19 protein-coding genes are annotated in these 21,154 nt (G+C 57.7%); 9 read left to right on the top strand and 10 right to left on the bottom strand.

What is annotated here, in order from left to right; genetic code table 11:
- Positions 1-205 precede the first annotated feature (205 nt).
- Complete coding sequence (locus BM155_RS01660; RefSeq protein WP_067152414.1) at positions 206-976, top strand: TIGR04219 family outer membrane beta-barrel protein; 771 nt, start codon at positions 206-208, stop codon at positions 974-976.
- Between the two features lie 66 nt (positions 977-1,042).
- Here BM155_RS01660 and aroC read toward each other — a convergent pair whose 3' ends face one another.
- The gene (aroC, locus tag BM155_RS01655; protein ID WP_074900749.1) at positions 1,043-2,134 is read right to left on the bottom strand and encodes a chorismate synthase; all 1,092 of its coding nucleotides are present in this window, start codon (positions 2,132-2,134) and stop codon (positions 1,043-1,045) included.
- Positions 2,135-2,258: 124 nt separating this feature from the next.
- Positions 2,259-3,182 carry a 50S ribosomal protein L3 N(5)-glutamine methyltransferase gene (gene prmB, locus BM155_RS01650; RefSeq protein WP_074900746.1) on the bottom strand — a complete coding sequence of 308 codons (924 nt, stop codon included), beginning with the start codon at positions 3,180-3,182 and terminating at the stop codon, positions 2,259-2,261.
- A 108-nt stretch (positions 3,183-3,290) separates the two neighbouring features.
- On the opposite strand from prmB, the gene folE reads away from it, so the two are divergent.
- Together folE and BM155_RS01640 are read left to right on the top strand one after the other, a co-directional pair.
- Positions 3,291-3,830 carry a GTP cyclohydrolase I FolE gene (gene folE / locus BM155_RS01645; RefSeq protein WP_067152410.1) on the top strand — a complete coding sequence of 180 codons (540 nt, stop codon included), beginning with the start codon at positions 3,291-3,293 and terminating at the stop codon, positions 3,828-3,830.
- A gap of 225 nt (positions 3,831-4,055) precedes the next feature.
- Complete coding sequence (locus BM155_RS01640) at positions 4,056-4,400, top strand: 5-carboxymethyl-2-hydroxymuconate Delta-isomerase (RefSeq protein WP_067152408.1); 345 nt, start codon at positions 4,056-4,058, stop codon at positions 4,398-4,400.
- A 59-nt stretch (positions 4,401-4,459) separates the two neighbouring features.
- Here BM155_RS01640 and BM155_RS01635 read toward each other — a convergent pair whose 3' ends face one another.
- The 7 genes from BM155_RS01635 to BM155_RS01605 all read right to left on the bottom strand — a co-directional run bounded on the left by BM155_RS01635 (position 4,460) and on the right by BM155_RS01605 (position 11,785).
- On the bottom strand, positions 4,460-5,353 hold the full coding sequence (locus tag BM155_RS01635) for an alpha/beta fold hydrolase (RefSeq protein ID WP_083421046.1): 894 nt from the start codon (positions 5,351-5,353) through the stop codon (positions 4,460-4,462).
- 157 nt (positions 5,354-5,510) lie between these two features.
- Positions 5,511-5,969: a phosphohistidine phosphatase SixA gene (gene sixA, locus BM155_RS01630; protein WP_067152406.1), complete on the bottom strand. Its 459-nt coding sequence runs from the start codon at positions 5,967-5,969 to the stop codon at positions 5,511-5,513.
- A gap of 30 nt (positions 5,970-5,999) precedes the next feature.
- Positions 6,000-6,485: a DUF4389 domain-containing protein gene (locus BM155_RS16735; RefSeq protein WP_082817398.1), complete on the bottom strand. Its 486-nt coding sequence runs from the start codon at positions 6,483-6,485 to the stop codon at positions 6,000-6,002.
- 11 nt (positions 6,486-6,496) lie between these two features.
- Positions 6,497-7,534 (bottom strand): NAD(P)H-dependent glycerol-3-phosphate dehydrogenase, encoded by a 1,038-nt coding sequence (locus BM155_RS01620; RefSeq protein WP_074900743.1) that lies wholly within the window; start codon positions 7,532-7,534, stop codon positions 6,497-6,499.
- A gap of 189 nt (positions 7,535-7,723) precedes the next feature.
- A complete protein-coding gene (htpG, locus tag BM155_RS01615) occupies positions 7,724-9,631 on the bottom strand; it encodes a molecular chaperone HtpG (protein WP_067152402.1) in 1,908 nt (635 codons plus the stop codon).
- 139 nt (positions 9,632-9,770) lie between these two features.
- Positions 9,771-10,961, bottom strand: a complete 1,191-nt coding sequence (locus tag BM155_RS01610) for a serine hydrolase domain-containing protein (protein WP_067152400.1) — start codon at positions 10,959-10,961, stop codon at positions 9,771-9,773.
- Positions 10,962-11,182: 221 nt separating this feature from the next.
- Positions 11,183-11,785 carry a peroxiredoxin gene (locus BM155_RS01605; protein WP_067152394.1) on the bottom strand — a complete coding sequence of 201 codons (603 nt, stop codon included), beginning with the start codon at positions 11,783-11,785 and terminating at the stop codon, positions 11,183-11,185.
- Positions 11,786-12,115: 330 nt separating this feature from the next.
- Between BM155_RS01605 and BM155_RS01600 the strand changes: the two genes are divergently transcribed.
- The 3 genes from BM155_RS01600 (at position 12,116) to bfr (ending at position 14,574) form a co-directional block, all read left to right on the top strand.
- On the top strand, positions 12,116-12,328 hold the full coding sequence (locus tag BM155_RS01600) for a bacterioferritin-associated ferredoxin (RefSeq protein ID WP_067152392.1): 213 nt from the start codon (positions 12,116-12,118) through the stop codon (positions 12,326-12,328).
- Between the two features lie 70 nt (positions 12,329-12,398).
- Complete coding sequence (locus tag BM155_RS01595; protein WP_074900740.1) at positions 12,399-13,724, top strand: DUF2254 domain-containing protein; 1,326 nt, start codon at positions 12,399-12,401, stop codon at positions 13,722-13,724.
- A 370-nt stretch (positions 13,725-14,094) separates the two neighbouring features.
- Entirely contained in the window at positions 14,095-14,574 is a 480-nt protein-coding gene (bfr, locus tag BM155_RS01590; protein WP_074900738.1) for a bacterioferritin, read from the top strand.
- 125 nt (positions 14,575-14,699) lie between these two features.
- Here bfr and grxD read toward each other — a convergent pair whose 3' ends face one another.
- On the bottom strand, positions 14,700-15,032 hold the full coding sequence (gene grxD / locus BM155_RS01585) for a Grx4 family monothiol glutaredoxin (RefSeq protein ID WP_067152386.1): 333 nt from the start codon (positions 15,030-15,032) through the stop codon (positions 14,700-14,702).
- 244 nt (positions 15,033-15,276) lie between these two features.
- On the opposite strand from grxD, the gene BM155_RS01580 reads away from it, so the two are divergent.
- The 3 genes from BM155_RS01580 to BM155_RS01570 all read left to right on the top strand — a co-directional run bounded on the left by BM155_RS01580 (position 15,277) and on the right by BM155_RS01570 (position 21,038).
- The gene (locus tag BM155_RS01580) at positions 15,277-16,461 is read left to right on the top strand and encodes an aspartate aminotransferase family protein (RefSeq protein WP_175487734.1); all 1,185 of its coding nucleotides are present in this window, start codon (positions 15,277-15,279) and stop codon (positions 16,459-16,461) included.
- A gap of 22 nt (positions 16,462-16,483) precedes the next feature.
- Complete coding sequence (gene argF / locus BM155_RS01575; protein WP_074900736.1) at positions 16,484-17,398, top strand: ornithine carbamoyltransferase; 915 nt, start codon at positions 16,484-16,486, stop codon at positions 17,396-17,398.
- 706 nt (positions 17,399-18,104) lie between these two features.
- Positions 18,105-21,038 carry a ribonucleoside-diphosphate reductase subunit alpha gene (locus BM155_RS01570; protein ID WP_067157525.1) on the top strand — a complete coding sequence of 978 codons (2,934 nt, stop codon included), beginning with the start codon at positions 18,105-18,107 and terminating at the stop codon, positions 21,036-21,038.
- Positions 21,039-21,154 lie beyond the last annotated feature (116 nt).

Raw genomic sequence — 21,154 nt, 5'->3', positions numbered from 1 at the left:
CGCATCTTCCCTTTTTCAGTTCACTTTCGGATTGTAGAGATAAACAACGGCCAGAAGAGCGGTGTCTCTAACGTCAAGAGGCCAGTAATCAGAACGGTCTAAACAGAGATTCGCCGATAAAAATTAAAAAAATGTGCATCTGACATGAGCGGGCAATACAAAAAACGGTAAACTGCGCCACAGTTTTTACAATGGAGAGAAACTCATGAAAAAAATAACACTTGCCCTTTGCGCGGCACTCGCCAGCGGTGCCGCCAGCGCAGACACCATCCTCGGTTTCGACGCCAGTGCCGGCGTCTGGCAGCCGAGCTACAGTGGTGCCATCGGTGTAGACGATTTTGACACTGACGAGTTCTCCCTGGCCGAAGACAATGTCACCTTCCTACAGGCAGCCCTGGAGCACCCGATACCGCTGATCCCGAACATCATGCTCGCACACAGCAGTATTGAAACCGACGGCTCCGCGGTCTTGAACACCGACGTCACTTTCGCGGATGAGACGTTTGACGCCAACTCCGAAATCAGCGCGAATATCGACCTAACACACACGGACCTGACCCTCTATTACGAAATTCTCGACAACTGGGTCAACCTGGACCTGGGGCTGACCGCACGCCAGTACGACGGCGCCCTCGAGATCGTTGAGCAAGGGGTTACCGCCGCAGTGGTGGGCGCACCGGAACTCGCACAGGAAACCGTTGAACTCTCCGGCGTACTGCCCATGGTCTACGGCATGGCGCGTTTTGATCTGCCCTTTACCGGCTGGTCCATCATTGCCCAGGGCAATGGCACTGGCTACAACGGCGACACCCACACAGATATCACCGCCAAAGTACGCTGGGACTTTATGCCGGTGGCAGACTTCGCTATCGAAGCCGGTTACCGAGTGATGAGCCTGGACGTAAAAGAACTGGATGACCTGCAGAGTGATATCGAGATCAAAGGCCCCTATATCGGTCTGAACCTGCACCTCTAAGGCGCCATTGCCAGTAATAAAAAAGGGCCTTTCCAGGCCCTTTTTTATTTTCCGCCAAACCGATTCTCACCCACCAACAGTCACCACGCCCGGCACAGCATCTCCGTTTTGGGCGCGCTGGCGCAGGGCGTGGTCGATCAACACCAAGGCCACCATCGCCTCCGCGATTGGCGTCGCGCGTATACCGACGCAGGGGTCGTGGCGCCCCTTGGTGACCACTTCGATGGGGTTCCCGTGGATATCGATACTGCGACCCGGAATACGCAGACTGGAGGTCGGCTTCAGCGCGATATGGGCGATGATGTCCTGGCCACTGGAAATTCCGCCCAGCACACCCCCGGCATTATTAGACAAAAAGCCCTCCGGCGTAATTTCGTCCCGATGCTCTGTGCCCTTTTGTTCCACACTGTCGAAGCCGGCTCCAATTTCCACCCCCTTGACCGCGTTGATACTCATCAAAGCGTGTGCCAGATCCGCATCCAGGCGGTCAAAAATGGGCTCTCCAAGTCCGGCGGGGACGCCACTGGCGTGCACTGAGATGCGCGCGCCAATGGAATCGCCCTCTTTAATCAGAGCCTGCATATAGGCTTCCATTTCCGGGACCTTGTCCACGTCGGGGCAAAAGAAGGGATTCCGCTCCACCTGTGTCCAGTCCAGTTTTTCCGCCCGGATAGGCCCCAGCTGTGAAAGGTATCCGCGCACCTCGATACCGTACTTTTGCCGGAGCCATTTCTTGGCAATGGCTCCTGCGGCGACGCGCATGGCCGTCTCCCGCGCGGAAGCGCGGCCGCCGCCGCGGTAGTCTCGCAAGCCGTACTTTTGCCAGTAGGTATAATCCGCGTGGGCCGGGCGCACCTGCTCGGCAATGTTGGCGTAATCCTTGGAACGCTGGTCGGTGTTCTCGATCAAAAGACCAATCGGAGTCCCCGTTGTTTTTCCCTCGAACACACCGGACAGAATCCGAACCGCATCCGCCTCGCGGCGCTGAGTGGTGTAGCGGGAAGTGCCCGGCTTGCGTCTGTCCAGCTCCCGTTGAATTTCCTCTTCGCTGATTTCCAGCCCCGGCGGGCAGCCATCGACAATGCAACCCAGCGCGGGGCCGTGACTCTCACCGAAAGTGGTGACACAAAACAACTTGCCAAAGGTGTTGCCGGACATAGTTCCTGCCTATTAGCACTTTATCCATCGAAAGCCGCGCATTATAGAGGATTCCCTTTTTAGAAAGCGGCGCGGGCGCCAAAAAGCACGATTGCTCCGCGCTCCGGCGCCTGCGTAAGAGGAACTATTCGGCTTCGAAAAAGGATTGGTAAGCGAGCAGGTCTTCACGCCCGATAATGAAGACACCGTGACCTCCGTGCTCAAACTCGGGCCAGGTAAAAGGCACCTGCGGAAACGCCGCCTCCAGCGCCTCCCAACTATTGCCCACCTCACACACCAAAAGACCATCCGGCTGCAGATGGTTGGCCGCCTCGCGCAGCAGGCGGCGGGTAAAGTCGAGGCCATCCTCCCCTGAGCCCAGGGCGATTTCCGGCTCGGCCCGATACTCTTCCGGCATCTCCGCCAGGTCCCGAGCGTCCACATACGGCGGATTGCACACAATCAGATCGTAGCTCAGTCCCCGCAGGCCGGAAAAAAGATCTGACTGTACAGCGCGTACCCGGTCGTTCATTTGATGGCGCTTGATATTGATTTTTGCCACCTCGACAGCGCCTGCATCAATATCGCCCAGATCCACCCGGGCTTCGGGAAATGCCTCGGCGCAGGCAATGCCAATACATCCACTGCCGCAGCACAGGTCCAGTACCGCCAGAGGCTCCGACCTGAGCCAGGGCTGGAAACCGTTGCGGATCAACTCCGCAATCGGTGAGCGGGGCACCAATACCCGTTCATCCACGTAAAAGGTCAGTCCGCAAAAATGCGCCTCGCGAGTCAGATACGGCGCCGGAAGCCGCTCCTCGACGCGCCGCTCCAAAATTGCCATCACCTCGCGGCGCTCCTCCATTGTCAGGCGCGCGTGCAGCACCTCCGGCTTGCTGTCCAGCGGGAGATGGAGGCGGTGCATCACCAGTGCCACCGCCTCATCCCAAGCATTATCGGTGCCGTGACCAAAATAAAGGCCGGCTTCACTGAAGCGACTGGCACCCCAGCGGATATAGTCCAGCACCGTACACAGTTCGTGCAGACTGGCCTCGCGCCTCTCTATCATTAACTCTTTCCTTTAACCTGAATGAATGAACGAAGATCTTTACTCAAAGATGACAAACGCTTAGGGTACCCCACCCGCCCTTCGGGCCGAGACCCTGGAAAGAGCAGTATGAACGAACACTACGCGCGAATTATCGAAGCAATCGGCGAGGATCCGCAACGCCACGGCCTGCGGGACACCCCCGAGCGGGCCGCAAAGGCCATGGAATACCTGACCCGCGGCTACCGCCAGTCTGTCGAGGAAGTCGTCAACGGTGCCCTCTTCCCTTCGGATTGCAGTGAAATGGTGCTGGTGAAGGATATCGAACTCTACTCCCTCTGCGAGCATCATCTGCTGCCCTTCATCGGCAAAGCCCATGTGGCTTATATTCCAGACGGCAAGGTGCTCGGCTTGTCCAAGGTAGCGCGCATCGTCGATATGTATGCGCGTCGCCTGCAAATCCAGGAACAGCTGACAGTACAGATTGCCGAAACCCTGCGACAGGTCACCGGCGCCGCCGGCGTGGGCGTCATCATCGAGGCCAAGCATATGTGCATGATGATGCGCGGCGTGGAGAAGCAAAACTCAGTGATGAAGACCTCCGCGATGCTCGGCGCTTTCCGCAGCAATCAGGCCACTCGCAACGAATTCTTATCCCTGATCCGCTAGGGGACCGCGATCCCTTGCTCCCAGGCAAGAAGCTCGGACGATGGGATACACCGCCGGATACAGAAAAGTTTCCGGCGGCGCTATTCGAGTGTTTTACAGTTGCAATCCCGTGCCCGGGCGCTCCTGAATTCTCCACTGTGCCCGCTAGAATGAATCGCCCCCTGGCGCACGCCCCTGGCCCTTTGCCATACTCTCTACCGAAAGTGGTCCGCCAATGAGGCCAGTATGCCCCACCTGGTTATTGAGTATGCGCGCAAACTGGAAGAAACGATTTCCATCCCGGCACTGGTCAGCGCCGCGCAGGAGGCGATGAACCGCTCCGGCCTGTTTGCCTCCCACACCATCAAAACCCGCGCCCTGGCCTACGACCACTTTATTGCCGGTGATAAAGGCGGCAGCTTTATTCATGCCGAGATACAGCTGCTGGAAGGCCACAGCGATCGGGAGCGGGAGGCGCTCAGCTCGGCAGTGTTCAATTGCTTGTGCCAATTTGCCAACGGCGTTCCAGCTGTGACGGTTGAAGTGCGGGAAGTGGATGCCAGCTGCTACGCGAAAAGATTACCCTTCTGACCGGCCCCGGTTACCCCCCTTGGAAACCTCTGGCGAGTTCCCGTCAGTGCCAAAGCCTATTAATCAGAAACTTTCCCTGTTTCACCGCGCAGAAACGGCCCAAACCAGTCGGCAATGACCCCGGCACTCTCCTCCATATGCAGGTGGTGCCCACCGGGGAATTCCCGCACTTCGATATTGGCTCGCCCCTGCAGGACCTGCCGCAATGGTACAGCTCTGTCGGCCATTCCGCTCTTCGCCAGGGCCAGCCGGACCGGCATGGTAACCCGATCCAGAAATGCCCAAACCTGGGCCTTGTTCAGTTTGGCGGTGGAAGTCGCCATGAGGCGCGGATCGCTGCGCCAGGTAACCCCTCCGTCGGTTTCCATGGTGCCGCGCTCTGCCAGGGCGCGGGCAGCGGTGCCCGATAAGGGAAACATCCCCTTCTTGCGCGCCTCAACCGCCTCTTCGAAAGTAGCGTAGTGGCGGCGCCTGCGCGCACCCAGCCGGGCGCGCTGGGCGATAGCCCTGGCTAGGATCTCGGGCGCTTCCTTGTCCTCCGCCAGCGGCGGAATCAAGCCGTCAATCAGCGCCATTCTCTTGACCCGCCCCGGGAAGGTGCCGGCGGTAAGCATTGCCGCTATGGCACCGCGGGAGTGCCCCAGCAGGGAGAAGTCACGCCAACCGAGCGCCTGACTCACCCCCAGAATATCTTCAACTTCCTCCCAGATGTTGTAGTTGGCGTCCCGCGAACGGTGGTAACTGCGACCGTGACCGGCCATATCCACCGCGACCAGGTGAATTCCGGGCAGCAAGGGCGCCAGGCGATCGAAACTGGCGCAATTATCCAGCCAGCCGTGCAACGCCAGGACAGGCTCACCGTCGGGCGGCCCCCACAGACGGGCGGCGATGGCCTTGCCGTCAAACTCGAGTGTCTTTTCGCTAAAAAGGCCAGGGCCCTGGGATTGATTCATGGGCGGCAACTTCCGGGAAATCTCACTGGCGATATTGAAGGGGCGCCGGAGGACTAGCAATGACCACAGACATCAGCGCAGGTGGTGATTCGGGCGGGACTGGGGAACACGCCCCGCCATTTTGCGGCCGGGGCCGTGAAGCAACGGAGAATACACCTCAGTATGCGTGCTGTAACCACTCGAGTTCCCCGCAGCTGTCAGCCCACACTGGCGCGCGGAGACAGGCGAGGCTGGATGTTCCCATGGGGTGCCGGTTGCCGCTGCCGCAAACCCCATTAACCAGTCTACCCACCAGCGGCTGGTGGCTGACCAACAACAGTGGATAACTGGCAGTATCCACCTGCTGCAACGCATTCAACACCAGCTCCGGAGGGGTATCACCAATCAGAAGCGACTCGGTTTTTACCGGCAGACCCAATAGGTCGGCAACAATCCGCGCTGTCTGCTGAGTCCGGATGAAAGGGCTGGCCCAAATGGCACGAACGCCAGCCAACTCAGCAGCGCGCATTTCACAGACGCGGGCCACGGCCTCGCGACCGCGTTCAGTCAGTTGACGGGCGGCGTCATCCCCCCGCACTGGCTCGGCCTCGCCGTGGCGCAATATCAGCAACTGCACGTCGGCTCCCACTCCTAAAGGTACAGACAGTTACGGCTTGTCGCCGCCCCGCTCCTCGGGTTTCCCTGCATCCTCTGCCCCTGTCTCATCTGAGGGTTCTCCGTCGGCTTTGCTTTTTTCCTCAGCCTCAGTGTCACTGCCGAGCTCGATCACCTCGCCGGACGCCTCTGCTTCAGTTCCGGAGACCACTTCCGTATTCACTTCCTGGGCACTCTCAAAACCGGACAGATCCTCGGCCTCAGATTGCGGCCACTCAGAGAAGGGAAAGGGCTTTTCCTCGGTGTTGTAAACCAGGAACTGCAATGTCTGGTATACATAGGAAGCGATCTGATCCCCCAGGCGGCGCAGGTTGTCGTTGGCACCGCCTGTAATGATCGCAAACAGGAATTGCAACACCACTACCGCCAACATCACCACGCCGGCAATTTCCAGCAGAAAGAAGAAAAGCACCATATACAGCAGGCGCATCCACTGGTTGCCAGAGGTCAGGTTTTTTTTCAGGTCATCGTTGTCCATAAAATTTCCCGTCAGGATTTCACCGAATAGGCTACATCGAATGTTTGCGCGCCCGACATTAAATTGCGTATCACCTCCGGAATCGGCCGCTCCTCAAATAATATGGCGTGGATCGCGGAAACCAAGGGCATGTAGACACCCAATTCGTCCGCTTTGCGCTTGATCAGGCGAATGGTATTGACCCCTTCCGCCACTTGGCCGATTTCCGCCACCGCTTCTTCCAGTGCGCGCCCTTTGCCCACTAAGTAACCGACACGGTAGTTGCGGCTGAGCTTTGAAGAACAAGTCAGAATCAGGTCGCCGACACCTGCAAGGCCGATAAAGGTCATGGGGTCCGCGCCCATGGCTTCAGCGAAACGCATCATCTCCGCCAGGGCGCGGGTGATCAACAGACTGATGGTATTCTGCCCCCGCTCCAACGCCGCGGCCATCCCGGTGACAATTGCATAGATATTTTTCAGCGCGCCCGCCAATTCCACGCCGAACACATCTTTGCTCGAATAGATTCGGAAGGTCTCGGAATGCAGCACTTTCTGAATACTAGTGCAGAGCGTTTCGTCCTCGCTGGCAATTACCGTGGCGGTGTAGTGCCCCTCGACGATTTCCTTGGCGAAATTCGGGCCACTGAGCACACCTACACGCATACCGCTGGTTTCCTCGCGCAGAATATCGCTCATCAGGTGGAAACTGTCGTGCTCTATTCCTTTTGTGGTGGATATCAGCATGGTACCGGGCGCCAACAAGGGGGCCACCCGCTGCACCACTTCGCGGAAGGATTTGGAGGGAATGGCCACGAAGACAATTTGGCAGCCGCCGACAGCCTTTTGCAAATCACTGGTAACCGTCAGCTCAGGATGCAGGGACACTCCGGGCAGATAGTAGCGGTTCTCCCGCAGCCTGCGGCATTCCTCCGCGCGCTCCGGATCGCGCATCCACTGGCGGGTGTCGTAGTTATTGCCCGCGACAATATTGGCGATTGCAGTGCCGAAGCTGCCGCCACCCAATACCGCGATAGAGAGGGGTTTGGATGTTTCCAAGTGTGTCGTCATATCCGATACAGCTTTTTTGAAGTTTTGCGGATTATAGAGGGCGTACAGTGGCAGCCCAACGATGGTGGGAAAAAAATATGGAATCGGGTCACATTGGATAAATATTAAGCGATTCCGTGCGCACCGGCAAAGACGCCCGGCAGCCTTGTCGCCGCCGGGCGGACCTTGCGATGCGACCCGGAGAGCGCCTCAGCGATTCAGTTCCAGCAACAAGGCATTCAACCGGCGTACATAGTCCGCCGGATCACTCAGCTGATTGCCGGCAGCAAGGCTGGCCTGGTCCATCAGGATATTGGTCAGATCCGCAAAACGATCTTCGTCCTGCTCCCGATCCAGGCGTTGTACCAGTGGGTGATTGGGGTTCAGCTCAAAGATGGGTTTAGCTTCCGGCAGTTTCTGGCCAGCCTGCTCGAGAATGCGGCGCATCTGCGGCCCCATATCCTGTTCGCTGACCACAAGACAGGCCGGTGAGTCCACCAGTCGGGTGGTGGCGCGGACTTCCTCTACACGGCCTTCCAGCACCGCCTTGACCCGCTCCACCAGGGCGCCGGCCTCTTTCTCCAGCTTCTCGCGCTCGGCCTTGTCCTCCTCGGTTTCCGCATCCCCCAGATCCAGAGCGCCCTTGGCCACATCCTGAAAAGGCTTGCCGTCGAATTCGTGCATATGACCGACAAACCACTCGTCCACATGATCCGTGAGCAGTAACACCTCTATGCCCTTCTTGCGGAACACTTCCAGGTAGGGGCTGGACTTCGCGGTGGCAAAGTTATCGGCGCAGACGTAGTAGATGTACTTCTGCCCATCTTTCATACGACCGACATAATCCTCGAGGGATTGATTCTGCACCGGCTCGTCGGTGTGAGTGGTGGAGAAACGCAACAGCTTGGCAATCTTATCCCGGTTGGCATAGTCCTCCGCTGGACCTTCTTTCATCACATTGCCAAACAGATCCCAGAACTTCTGGTACTGATCCACGTCCTTTTTCGCCAACTTGTCGAGCATATCCAGCACCCGCTTGGTCAGGGCGCTCTTGATTGCTTCAGTGTTGCGGTCTTTTTGCAAAATCTCGCGGGAGACGTTCAGCGGCAAATCGTTGGAATCCAGCACGCCCTTCACAAAGCGCAGATACAGCGGCAGGAACTGCTCTGCATCATCCATGATGAAAGTTCGCTGCACATACAGTTTCAGCCCGCGTGCAGCCTCGCGCTGGTAAAGATCAAACGGGGCCCGGCCGGGAATATACAGCAGGCTGGTGTAATCCAACTTGCCTTCGACACGGTTGTGACTCCAGGTCAGCGGATCGTCAAAGTCATGAGTAACATGCTTGTAAAATTCTTTGTACTCCTCGGACTTGATCTCACTTCTGGGACGGGTCCACAAAGCCTGGGCGGCGTTGACCGCCTCGAACTCCGGCGTTTGCTCCGCCTTGTCATCGCCTTCCCCGGTGCTCTCCTTCGGCATTTCCACTGGAATGGCGATATGGTCGGAGTATTTTTTGATAATCGAGCGCAGGCGCCAGCCGTCGGCAAACTCCTTGGCATCATCCTTCAGGTGTAAGACAACTCGGGTGCCGCGATTGGGCCACTCAACCGTTTCCACTGTGTACTCGGCTTCACCGTGACATTCCCAGTGCACTCCCTGCTCGGCGCCCAGACCCGCGCGGCGGGTGAAGACCTCTACTTTATCGGCAACGATAAAGGCGGAGTAGAAACCGACCCCGAACTGGCCGATCAGGTGCGCATCTTTTTTCTGATCACCGGTCAGCTGCTGCATAAACGCCGCAGTGCCAGAACGGGCAATGGTACCGAGATTCTCGACCACCTCTTCCCGGCTCATACCAATGCCGTTGTCGGTGATGCTCAACGTGCCCTCGTCTTTGTCGAATTCGATACGGATACGCAGATCGGGGTCATCCGCGAGCAATTCCGGCTTGGAAAGGGCCTCAAAGCGCAATTTGTCGGCGGCGTCGGAGGCATTGGATACCAGCTCGCGCAGGAAGATCTCCTTGTTGGAGTAGAGCGAGTGGATCATCAGATGCAGCAGTTGTTTGGCTTCCGTCTGGAAACCGTGGCTCTCTTTGTGGGCCTCAACGGTCATGAATTGGTCTCCCCGTACACATCAATCGGAACAGGGGGCAGATATAGGGGCCGGAAGTGGGGTTTCAAGGCTAACATCCCCACATGTCTTTTCCATTGTACAGAAACAGGGGGCACTCAAAGCGCAGAGCGGCAGGATTTTACTTGTTGGCCATCGCCGTGGAGAGAGTGCCGTTGCCGGTGATGTCGATAACAAAATTGGCGGTCAGATCGGCGATAATGCGAGATTCCGCATTCATCAGTATGGCGATGCCAATTTTCTGTTTCTCCGAATAGGCGACCGCGGCGCGAAAACCGGCTACCCAGCCGCCGTGATAGATAATGCGATCGTTACCGATCGTATACAGGCGCCAACCGAGGCCGTATCCGGCGTGGGAAAGATAGTCGCGCCAGATACGGTGGCGCATATGGCGCTGGGTCTCAACCCGCTCGGTGGTGATATCTTCGATAACCTCGGGAGACAGCACCTTGGGGTAATAGCCCATCTGTGCCTTCAACCACTGTGCCATATCCGAAATACTGGCGTTGACCCCCGCTGCCGGTGCCGCCAGGTAGTATTCCTTTTCCACCTTGACGGGACGCCAGCCGCGCCCGGTCTGCACATGGGGGGCGGCTCGGTTATCCGCCGCCATAAAACTCTCCCAGCCAACCGAGGCATCTTCCATCTTCAGAGGAATAAAGAACCGCTCCTTCAGCTGGCGCTCATAGGGAACCCCTGTGGCCTTGTAGATCACATCCTGAATCAGACTGAACAGCACATTCTGATAGCCATAACACTTACCCGGAGTACAGCGCGGATCAATATTGGCGAATTTGGGCAATATCTTGCTAAGAGGTTTATTGTCTTCCAGGTAATTGTCGTAGGCGTTGGGGGTCAGGCCGGAAGAGTGACTGAGCAGGTGCTGCACTTGCAGCTGCCGGGAAAGTGAAGGGGTTTTGAAGCTGAGCTCGGGCACATAGCGCACCACCCTGTCCGTCCAACCAAACTTCTTCTCGTGTTCCAGTACCGCGGCCATACTACCGGCAAATGTCTTGGATACAGATGCCAAGCGGAACACGGTGTTGCGGTCTACCTTGTCGCTTTTGCCCTTGATGCGTACGCCATAGGTGCTCAACGCGACTACCCGATCACCGTCGACGATCACATAGGCGCCACCGGGAATATCCTTTTCCCGCATCAACATGCGGAAATAACGGTCGAACTCTTTGGCACTGGCGTCGATATCAATCTCATCCGCCTGCGCCGTCAACCACAGGCCGCAGAACAGCAATGCCGCGATACCGCGCAGGCACCGACAAGAGAAAAGGGTGGATAAGGACGCAGGTCTCATGCCGTACTTCACGCCACCGCGGCAATGCTCAACTTGTTAATAAGACTAGCAGCCAACAGGGGAGTTCTCTTCTGGTTTGGGGGTCCGCATGAGGCGCCGCATTGTAATGGCAAACCGACATTGGTGCACGAGTCCCCCAAAAAAGCCTCTGAAAGATACAAAAAAACCGCCTCGCGGCGGTTTTTTCGAAGGGGCGCTCTGCGCCCCAGTGCTGCGACAGCTTACAGCTTGTCGGCGTTCTCGCTCAGGTAGGAGGCAACGCCTTCCGGAGAAGCATTCATACCCTTGTCGCCCTGCTGCCAGCCAGCCGGACATACTTCGCCATGCTCCTGGTGGAAAGCCAGCGCGTCAACCATGCGCAGCATTTCGTCGACATTGCGGCCCAGAGGCAGATCGTTCACCACTTGGTGACGTACCACGCCCTCTTCATCGATCAGGAAGGAGCCGCGGAAGGCTACGCCGCCTTCAGACTCAACATCGTACGCCTGGCAAATTTCGTGCTTCACGTCGGCAACCAGAGTGTACTTGACCGGGCCGATACCACCTTCGTTGACCGGGGTATTGCGCCAGGCGTTGTGGGAAAACTGAGAGTCGATGGACACACCGATCACTTCCACACCGCGCTTTTCAAACTCTGCGAAACGGTGGTCAAACGCAATCAGCTCGGACGGGCACACGAAGGTGAAGTCCAGCGGATAGAAGAAAACTACCGCCTTTTTGCCCTTGATAGCTTCTTTCAGGTTAAAGGACTCGACGATTTCGCCGTTGCCCAGTACCGCCGCAGCGGTAAAGTCCGGAGCAGGCTTGCCTACCAGTACTGCCATGAGAACCTCCTCAATCTAATGATGGGTTGGTTACGAAGGATAAAACGATCAATTTATATACAACCACTATAAATTGACTAAGGATTGATAGTGGGCCGCTATGATACACAGGCGCACCTATCAGTCCCATTAAATTTTTATATAACTTTGATAGTGGCGCCCTCCACTGACTTCTGCGGGAGACCGAGTCAATACTGCCCTTCCGGTCGCGAAAAATCCGTCTAGACTCATAATTGAGTGCCAGGAATATTATTGACACTCATTCTCACTTGCAATACGATCCTCGCACTGTGAGATAGTTGATCAAGTTAGCGCCAGGTTTCAGCGATAATGTACGTTTGTATCTGTAAAGGCATTACCGACCGTCAGATCAAGGAAGCGGTCTATGACGGCTCCACCTCGGTAAAGGCCCTGCGCCGCCACCTGGGCGTCTCCTCCCAGTGCGGTCGCTGTGCCCAACTGGCGCGGGAAATCATCGATGAAACCATGGCGGGCGGCATGATGACCGCAGGTAATAGCAGACTCTTCTACTCCGCCAGCTAGCCCCACCCCCACTCTCAAGACGGCTGAACTAAGCTGATTTCACCTCTGTCGCCGCGACTCGGGTGAAGCCGTGATTCAAAGCCTTGTGCATCTGAGCGAAAAGCTCCGCTCCAGCTTTTGGAGCCTGCCGTTGCTGATGATCTTATCGGCCATGGCAATCGCTCATATTCTGCTCCTGCTGGACGACTGGATAGACCCGGCAGGTATGACCGGCCTCACTTGGTTGCGCCTGCGGGACCCGGACAGCGCGCGCGCTCTGCTCTCTACTATTGCCAGTTCCACCATCACCGTCGCCGGCACAGTGTTCTCCATCACCGTGGTCGCCTTGACACTGGCCTCCAACCAGTTTGGCCCCAGCCTGGTACGCAACTTTATTCGCGACCGCCGCACCCAAGCGAGCCTGGGAATATTCCTCGCCACCTTTGTCTACGCCCTGATGATTATGCGCAGCATGGACACTTTGGGAGAGCACACCAGCAAGTACGATCTGGCAGTACAGGCAGCCCTACTAATGGCCCTGATCAGCATCGGCGTTCTGATCTACTTCATTCACAACGTCGCCCAATCCATTCAAGTAGACAATATTACCCACCATATCAACCGCGAATTTCACCTAGCCATAGAACGTGAATACCCGCTTTCACACGAATATACGAACGGAGAGAAATTTGACACCGGACATCTGGATCTCGGCAGCAGCTGGGTGGAAGTTCCCACCGCCCGCGGCGGCTATGTGCAATTGGTGGACCGACAGAAATTAATTGCGCTGGCACAGGAACATGACTGCTGCCTGCAGATCACCTGCCACGCCGGCAGTTTTCTGCATCATTGGAGCAATATCGGACGCATATATCAGGCCCCGCGGGACTGCACTACATTGATCGCAAAAACACAGTCCGCATTGAGAATAGGCCCCCTGCCCACCGCGGAACAAGACATCGTATTCTCGGTCTGCCAACTATCGCAGATTGCGGTGCGCGCCCTGTCACCGGGTGTCAATGACCCCTATACCACCTATACCTGTATCGATCGGCTGATTGAAGGACTGGGCACAGTACTACAGCGACCGCAGCCACCAAACTGCTTCTGCGACGATAAAGGCAAGCTGCGGCTGATCACCCGCAAGCTGGAATTTTCCCAGCTACTCGACGCCGCCCTGGAAGAAATCTGCGAATACAGCCGCGGAAATAGCATGGTTATACGCCAGCTGCTCAAAGCCTTGTCGCAGCTCGCCGATGTCTGCGCCCGCGACAATGACACAAAGGCACTGTGCAGTTATCTGCAGCGACTGGAAGAGGATTGCCGAATATTCTTAAAAAGCCCCTCGGACCAGGCAATCGCCGAAGAGAAAATCGATACCATTCAACAGAAGTTGGCGAAAGGGAAAGCCGGATAATTCAGTAATATCTATGGCACTGATAAAAGGCGATAAATACCGCGCCATTCACGGAAATGACAAAGTCCAGACTGCCGGCAAACCTGCACCATGACCCAAACCCCCAGTGAAAACCGGAATCCCTCTCGCGGAATAGAATCATTTTCGTTTGGTTTTACGGCCATATTCGCGTTACAGACTGTATTTTCCCCACTTTGTGCAACCGGCCCGCGCTCTTGACTTGCCAGTAACCGCAACGCAAACTCATCGCGCATTGCGGCTGTGACCCTACAATAAACCTCAGGGAAAACATCAGCGGCGAACAAGCTATTAACAACTAAATTTCTCTGCAGACACGTTTCCCGACTGCAGGGCCTCAGGAGCATAAGCAATGAAAGGCGACCCCAAAGTTATCGAACACCTGAATAAAGTACTGGGCAATGAACTGGTAGCCATCAACCAGTATTTCCTGCACGCCCGCATGTACGACAACTGGGGCCTGAAAGCACTCGGGAAACAGGAATACCACGAATCCATCGATGAAATGAAGCACGCCGACTGGCTGATCGAGCGCATCTTATTTCTCGAGGGAATTCCCAACCTGCAGCACCTTGGCAAACTGTTGATCGGTGAAGATACCGAGGAAATGCTCAAGTGCGACCTGAAGCTCGAGCAAAAGGCTATTCCCGACCTGCGCGATGCCATCGCCTACTGTGAGTCAGTGCGCGATTACGGCAGCCGGGAGCTGCTGGAAAAAATTCTCGAATCCGAAGAGGAGCATGTGGACTGGCTGGAAACCCAGCTGGAACTGATCGATAAAGTCGGCCTCCAGAACTACCTGCAATCGCAAATGGAAAAAGCTTCGGAATAACAGTTGTGAGATCGGCGGCACCTGCCCATATGAACCAGAGGTCGCCCAAATACATTTTCGCTACGTCAGACAGAAAAAAACCGCGGTAATTACCGCGGTTTTTTTACTTCAGAGAAAAGCCGACTTTACTCTCCAGCCTCCCCTTCGGCAGCGGCCTCGTCGATTAGCTTCTTCAACTCACCACTTTCATACATCTCCACAATAATGTCACAGCCACCGATCAACTCCCCTTTCACCCACAATTGCGGGAAGGTGGGCCAGTTGGCGTACTTGGGCAACTCAGCGCGGATATCCGGATTGGCCAATACATCCACATAAGCAAAGCGCTTGCCACAGGCCATCAACGCCTGAGAAGCTCGCATGGAAAAACCGCACTGGGGTGCGTTGGGGCTGCCTTTCATATAGAGCAGAATGGCATTGTCGGCGATCTGCTGCTTGATATTCTCCAGTGTGTCCATAGGGATGACTAACCTCAGATAGTGAAAGTATTGGTTAATTCCGGGCGCCGGGCGGCAGCGCGCTGGCCGGCATTGTACCCCAGTGCGCCGCCGCGAGAAGCCCATTTCCACGCGCCTATAACTAGCGCGGCACAATGTGTATGTTAGTATTGCCCGCTTCCCGGGGAAACTGCGGCCCAGAACCGCCCGCACCGAATTTTCTGCGGCTCCCTTTTTCGGCCCACTGACACAGAGGAGATAACAGGTGGCCACTCCCGCACTGATGCAAAACTACGGCGATAGAACCCTGACTCTGGTCCGGGGAGAAGGTAACTACGTGTGGGATGACGCCGGCCAGCGATACCTGGATGCCATCGCCGGTATCGCCGTCTGCGGCCTGGGCCACTGTCACCCCGCGGTGACCGAGGCCCTGCACGACCAGGCGCGCACCCTGTTGCACGTCTCCAACCTATACAATATTCCCACCCAGGAACAGCTGGCGGACCGGCTGGTGTACTTGTCCGGCATGGACAATGTGTTCTTCTCCAATTCCGGTGCCGAGGCCAACGAGGCGGCAATCAAGCTGGCCCGCCGCTTGGGCAACGAACGTGGCTACGCGGTGCCGAAAATTGTTGTAATGGAAGGCGCCTTCCACGGCCGCACCCTGGCCACTCTGACCGCCACCGGCAACGAAAAGGTACAGCAGGGCTTCGCGCCGCTGCCGGAAGGTTTTTTGCGCGCCCCCTTCGACGACCCAGATGCAATCAACCAACTGGCGGCCGAGCACCCCGACATTGTCGCGGTACTGGTGGAGCCGGTACAGGGAGAGGGCGGCATCCGCGTGCCGGCACACGACTATTTGAACCGGTTGCGCAACCTCTGCGACAAACACGACTGGCTGCTGATGCTCGATGAAATCCAGACCGGAAACGGCCGCAGTGGGAAGCTGTTCGCCTACCAGCACAACGATATACTGCCGGACGTGGTCACCACCGCGAAGGGACTGGGCAACGGCGTACCCATCGGCGCCTGCCTCGCCCGCGGCAAGGCGGCGCGCCTCTTTACCGCTGGTAGCCACGGCTCCACCTTTGGCGGTAATCCGCTCGCGTGCCGCGCCGCCCTGGCGGTGCTGGACACACTGGAAAACCAGTGGCTGATAGAGCGCGCGGAAAAACTCGGCGCCCGGCTGTTGCAGCAGCTGCGCCAGCAACTGGCCGGCTGTGACGCAGTCGTGGATATCCGTGGCCTCGGCCTGCTGGTCGGCGTGGCGCTGGACCGGCCCTGCGGCGAGATCGTGGAAATGGCCCGCGCCGAGGGAATACTGATCAATGTCACCGCCGGCAATGTGGTGCGCCTGCTGCCACCGCTGACCCTGACCGACGACGAGTGCGCCCGGATCGCGGAAACTGTCAGCACACTGATTCAACGATTCACCCGCAGTGCGGCCTGATTGATACAAAGGGGAACAACGCATGGCCATCAGACATTTCCTGACCCTGCTGGACCTGTCCAAAGACGAACTCAACAGCGTGATAGAACGCGCCATCGAACTAAAGGCACTGCGCGCCCAGGGCATCGCCACCACCCCTTTCCGCGACAAGGTGCTGGGCATGATTTTCGAGAAGTCGTCCACCCGCACCCGGGTGTCCTTTGAAGCGGGCATGGCACAGATGGGCGGCAGCGCCCTCTTCCTTTCACCGCGCGACACCCAACTGGGCCGAGGTGAACCTATCGAAGACAGCGCACGGGTAATCTCGCGCATGGTGGACATGGTGATGATCCGCACCTTCGGCCACAACGTACTCGAGCGCTTCGCCGAATACTCTCGCGTACCGGTCATCAACGCCCTATCCGACAGCTACCACCCCTGTCAGCTGCTCGCCGATATCCAGACCTACGTCGAACACCGCGGCAGCCCGGCGGGCAAAGTGGTCGCCTGGGTCGGCGATGGCAACAATATGTGCCACTCCTATATCAACGCCGCGCGCCAGTGCGATTTCGAACTGCGCATCGCCTGTCCGGAGGGCTACGAGCCGGAGGAGTCCATCGTCGCCGCCGCGGGAGACCGAGTCCGCATAATGCGCAAACCAGCAGAGGCCGTTCGCGGTGCCGACTGGGTCGCCACCGATGTCTGGGCCTCCATGGGCCAGGAGACGGAACAGAAAGAGCGGGAGCGTGCCTTCCAGGGATTCCTGGTCGACCACGAACTGATGAGCCACGCCAACAGCGATGCTGTGTTTATGCACTGCCTCCCCGCCCACCGCGGTGAAGAGGTCAGTGGCGAACTACTGGAGGATGAAACTATCTCCGTCGTCTGGGATGAAGCGGAAAACCGGCTACACGCGCAGAAAGCGCTGATGGAATTCCTTCAGGAAAACAGCGAGTAAGCCCGGTGCGCAGGATGGTGAACACGAGGCCGATGTGACCACATCAAAAATCGTGTTCATCACTTTGCGCCAGCGGAAGCCCTGTCGCCCGGCCTGTCTACCCCATTCGAAAAAACCGGCCATCTTAGTACCACTTTGCTCAAAGACTAGACAAACCGAAATAGTTATTGCCGGGGTTAATTTAGGGGCCGTTTGCTATTAAAAAAAATTCTTAAAATCCCCCTTGGATTAAAAAGCCCTGCACACTCATTCACCACCCCCAGCAACGGCGGGCACTGGCATGGAAGTGGCCACTGACCTTCCCCCGCCTACCCACAAATTATCCACAGAAAACCACGGAGTTATTCGCCTTGAATTAGGCCTGCTACCGCATTATCTTGTAGCGCAACCTAAGGACCACCCCAATATATTGGGGTAAGACAACAGCAAAACCCTAGCCGGCAGCCGCGGTGGCGCCATCATACGGACAGGTTTTTCAAAGCGAATTCATAAATAGCAGGCGGAATGGACTCCCCGCCGCAGGCAAGGGCCGGCACCCACAAGGGGGGCCGGCGGCGAAGCGGCCTGCTCCCATCCCGCCCCGCGGGAACAGGGAAACGACGGACCCGTTCCACACCATACTCTTCTCTACGGACCCACTGGTTAGAGGGGAAACTGCCCACGGGCAACAGCGGAAAACGACATACAAGTTCTTGTGGAGATCTACATGCACACAGAGTCAGGGCGCTCTCAATCCGTGCCTACAAATACAGACACTACCAGGGATCAAGCCAGCGAAAGCACCAGCCTCGCCGCCACTGCGCCGGGACAGATCCGCGTCATCAAACGCAACGGCACCGTAGTGCCCTACGACGACAGCAAAATCTCCGTCGCGGTCACCAAAGCATTCCTGGCCGTGGAAGGCGGCACTGCCGCCGCCTCCCGCCGCATTCATGAGCGGGTGGAGGAACTGGTTTCACAAATCACCGCCACATTTAAGCGCCGCATGCCTTCGGGAGGCACCATCCATATCGAGGAGATTCAGGATCAGGTGGAACTGGCCCTGATGCGTGCAGGCGAGCACAAGGTGGCCCGCGACTATGTGCTCTACCGCGAAGAGCACGCGCGTCTGCGCGCCGAACGGGAAAAGCAGCAAGAGGCCGCTCAGTCCGCCGACACCCACCCGGACATCCGCGTGAAGCGGGAAGACGGCAGCCTAGTGCCACTGGATATGGAGCGCCTCCGCACCATTGTCCGGGAGGCCTGCGAGGGCCTGAAAGACGTGGACGGAGAAGCTATCCTCGACGAGGCGTTGAAAAACCTCTATGACGGCGTGTCCGAGGAGGACATCAACACCGCCCTGGTCATCACCGCCCGCACCCTGGTAGAGCAGGAACCCAATTACACCTACGCCACCGCCAGCTTGCTGCTGGACAAATTGCGCTCTGAGGCCCTGCGCTTCCTGGGCGTGGCCGATACCGCCACTGCCCGCGAGATGCAGGATCTCTACGCGGCCACCCTGCCCGCCTATGTGCAAAAAGGCATCGAGCTGGAACTGTTGGACCCCAAACTGGCCACTTTCGACCTGGAAAAACTGGGCGCGGCCATCAAGGGTGAACGCGACCACCAGTTCACCTATCTGGGCCTGCAAACCCTCTACGACCGCTATTTCCTGCACAGTGACGACACCCGTTTTGAGCTGCCGCAGATCTTCTTTATGCGCGTAGCCATGGGACTCGCCATCAACGAGGACGACAAGAACGCACGGGCGATCGAGTTCTACAATTTGCTCTCCTCGTTCGACTACATGAGCTCCACACCGACCCTGTTCAATGCGGGTACCCTGCGGCCACAGCTGTCTTCCTGTTATCTAACCACGGTACCGGACGACCTCTTCGGCATCTACGGCGCCATACAGGACAACGCCATGCTCTCCAAGTGGGCCGGCGGCCTCGGCAACGACTGGACCCCGGTGCGCAGTCTCGGCTCCTACATCAAAGGCACCAACGGCAAATCCCAGGGTGTGGTGCCTTTCCTGAAAGTCGCCAACGACACCGCCGTTGCGGTCAACCAGGGCGGCAAGCGCAAGGGGGCCGTCTGCGCCTACCTGGAAACCTGGCACCTGGATATCGAGGAGTTCCTTGAACTGCGCAAAAACACCGGCGACGACCGCCGCCGCACCCACGACATGAACACCGCCAACTGGGTGCCGGACCTGTTTATGAAGCGCGTCTTCGAAGACAAGGAGTGGACCCTCTTCTCTCCCGCCGACTGCCCAGACCTGCACGACCTCTACGGCAAGGCCTTCGAGGAACGCTACGACTACTACGAGCGCCTGGCTGCGGAAGGCAAGCTGAAACTGCACAAAAAAGTCCGCGCCGTGGACCTGTGGCGCAAGATGCTGGGCATGCTGTTCGAAACCGGCCACCCCTGGATCACCTTCAAGGACAGCTGCAACCTGCGCAGCCCGCAACAGCACGCCGGTGTCGTGCACAGTTCCAACCTGTGCACCGAAATTACCCTGAACACCAAGGCCGGCGAAGAGATCGCCGTGTGCAACCTGGGCTCGGTCAACCTCGCTCAACATATTGACGACGCCGGCAAACTGGACCGGGAAAAACTGGCCCGCACTGTCAAAACCGCTGTGCGCATGCTGGATAACGTTATCGACATCAACTACTACTCGGTGGAGACGGCGCGCAATTCCAACATGCGCCACCGCCCGGTGGGCCTGGGCCTGATGGGATTCCAGGACGCCCTCTACAAAGCGGGCATCGCCTACGCCAGCGAAGCGGCCGTGGAATTCGCAGACACCACCATGGAAGCCATCAGCTTTGAAGCTATCTCCGCCTCCAGCGACCTGGCGGCAGAGCGCGGCAAGTACCAAAGCTACGAGGGTTCCCTGTGGAGCAAGGGCATACTGCCGCTGGACTCCATCCAAATACTGGCCAAGCAGCGCGGCGAACAGTTTATCGAACAGGACACCAGCGCCACCCTGGACTGGGACAGCCTGCGCGAAAAAGTGAAAAAACAGGGGATGCGCAACTCCAACGTGATGGCTATCGCCCCCACGGCAACCATCGCCAATATCACTGGCGTCTCCCAATCCATTGAGCCCACGTATCAAAACCTGTACGTGAAATCGAACCTGTCCGGCGAATTCACCGTGGTCAACCCCTATCTGGTGCACGACCTGAAAGACCGCGGCCTGTGGGACAAGGTCATGGTCAACGACCTCAAATACTACGAGGGCTCGGTGCAAAAGATCGACCGGGTTCCGGAAGACCTGAAGGCCAAATATCGCACCGCCTTTGAAGTGGAGCCGCGCTGGATAGTGGACGCCGCCAGCCGCCGCCAGAAGTGGATCGACCAGGCGCAGTCTCTGAACCTGTATATCGCTGGCGCCGATGGCCGCAAACTGGACCTGACCTACCGCATGGCCTGGTACCGCGGACTCAAGACCACCTACTACTTGCGCGCCCTGGCCGCCACCAGCACGGAAAAATCCACCGTGAACACCGGCACTCTGAACGCGGTCAGCGCTGGCGGTGCCACTAGCGGCGGCGCGGCGGCCATGAGCGAAGCCCAACCGGAACCGGTTCCCGCGGCAGTCCCCAAAGCCTGCTCCCTGGACGATCCGGATTGCGAGGCCTGCCAGTAAAGCGCGCGCCCTGCCCCCGCGACGCCAGCGGGGCGGGGTATGACTTATCGCAATAGGCGCCGGAGCGCCATCCGGAGCAATTGCGGACCGGCCATAGGATGGCCAAATAAGAACTC

The sequence above is a fragment of the Microbulbifer thermotolerans genome (assembly GCF_900112305.1).
GTDB lineage: Bacteria > Pseudomonadota > Gammaproteobacteria > Pseudomonadales > Cellvibrionaceae > Microbulbifer > Microbulbifer thermotolerans.
Note: the sequence above shows the minus strand (reverse complement) of the source record. Positions and strands in the feature narration are given on the sequence as shown.

Coding starts and splice junctions, on each gene's coding strand:
- aroC (WP_074900749.1), bottom strand. CDS start 2,134: ATGTCCGGCAACACCTTTGGCAAGTTGTTTTGTGTCACCACTTTCGGT.
- prmB (WP_074900746.1), bottom strand. CDS start 3,182: ATGATAGAGAGGCGCGAGGCCAGTCTGCACGAACTGTGTACGGTGCTG.
- htpG (WP_067152402.1), bottom strand. CDS start 9,631: ATGACCGTTGAGGCCCACAAAGAGAGCCACGGTTTCCAGACGGAAGCC.
- BM155_RS01600 (WP_067152392.1), top strand. CDS start 12,116: ATGTACGTTTGTATCTGTAAAGGCATTACCGACCGTCAGATCAAGGAA.
- BM155_RS01640 (WP_067152408.1), top strand. CDS start 4,056: ATGCCCCACCTGGTTATTGAGTATGCGCGCAAACTGGAAGAAACGATT.
- BM155_RS01605 (WP_067152394.1), bottom strand. CDS start 11,785: ATGGCAGTACTGGTAGGCAAGCCTGCTCCGGACTTTACCGCTGCGGCG.
- bfr (WP_074900738.1), top strand. CDS start 14,095: ATGAAAGGCGACCCCAAAGTTATCGAACACCTGAATAAAGTACTGGGC.
- argF (WP_074900736.1), top strand. CDS start 16,484: ATGGCCATCAGACATTTCCTGACCCTGCTGGACCTGTCCAAAGACGAA.
- folE (WP_067152410.1), top strand. CDS start 3,291: ATGAACGAACACTACGCGCGAATTATCGAAGCAATCGGCGAGGATCCG.
- BM155_RS01660 (WP_067152414.1), top strand. CDS start 206: ATGAAAAAAATAACACTTGCCCTTTGCGCGGCACTCGCCAGCGGTGCC.
- BM155_RS01610 (WP_067152400.1), bottom strand. CDS start 10,961: ATGAGACCTGCGTCCTTATCCACCCTTTTCTCTTGTCGGTGCCTGCGC.
- BM155_RS16735 (WP_082817398.1), bottom strand. CDS start 6,485: ATGGACAACGATGACCTGAAAAAAAACCTGACCTCTGGCAACCAGTGG.
- grxD (WP_067152386.1), bottom strand. CDS start 15,032: ATGGACACACTGGAGAATATCAAGCAGCAGATCGCCGACAATGCCATT.
- BM155_RS01620 (WP_074900743.1), bottom strand. CDS start 7,534: ATGACGACACACTTGGAAACATCCAAACCCCTCTCTATCGCGGTATTG.
- BM155_RS01570 (WP_067157525.1), top strand. CDS start 18,105: ATGCACACAGAGTCAGGGCGCTCTCAATCCGTGCCTACAAATACAGAC.
- BM155_RS01635 (WP_083421046.1), bottom strand. CDS start 5,353: ATGAATCAATCCCAGGGCCCTGGCCTTTTTAGCGAAAAGACACTCGAG.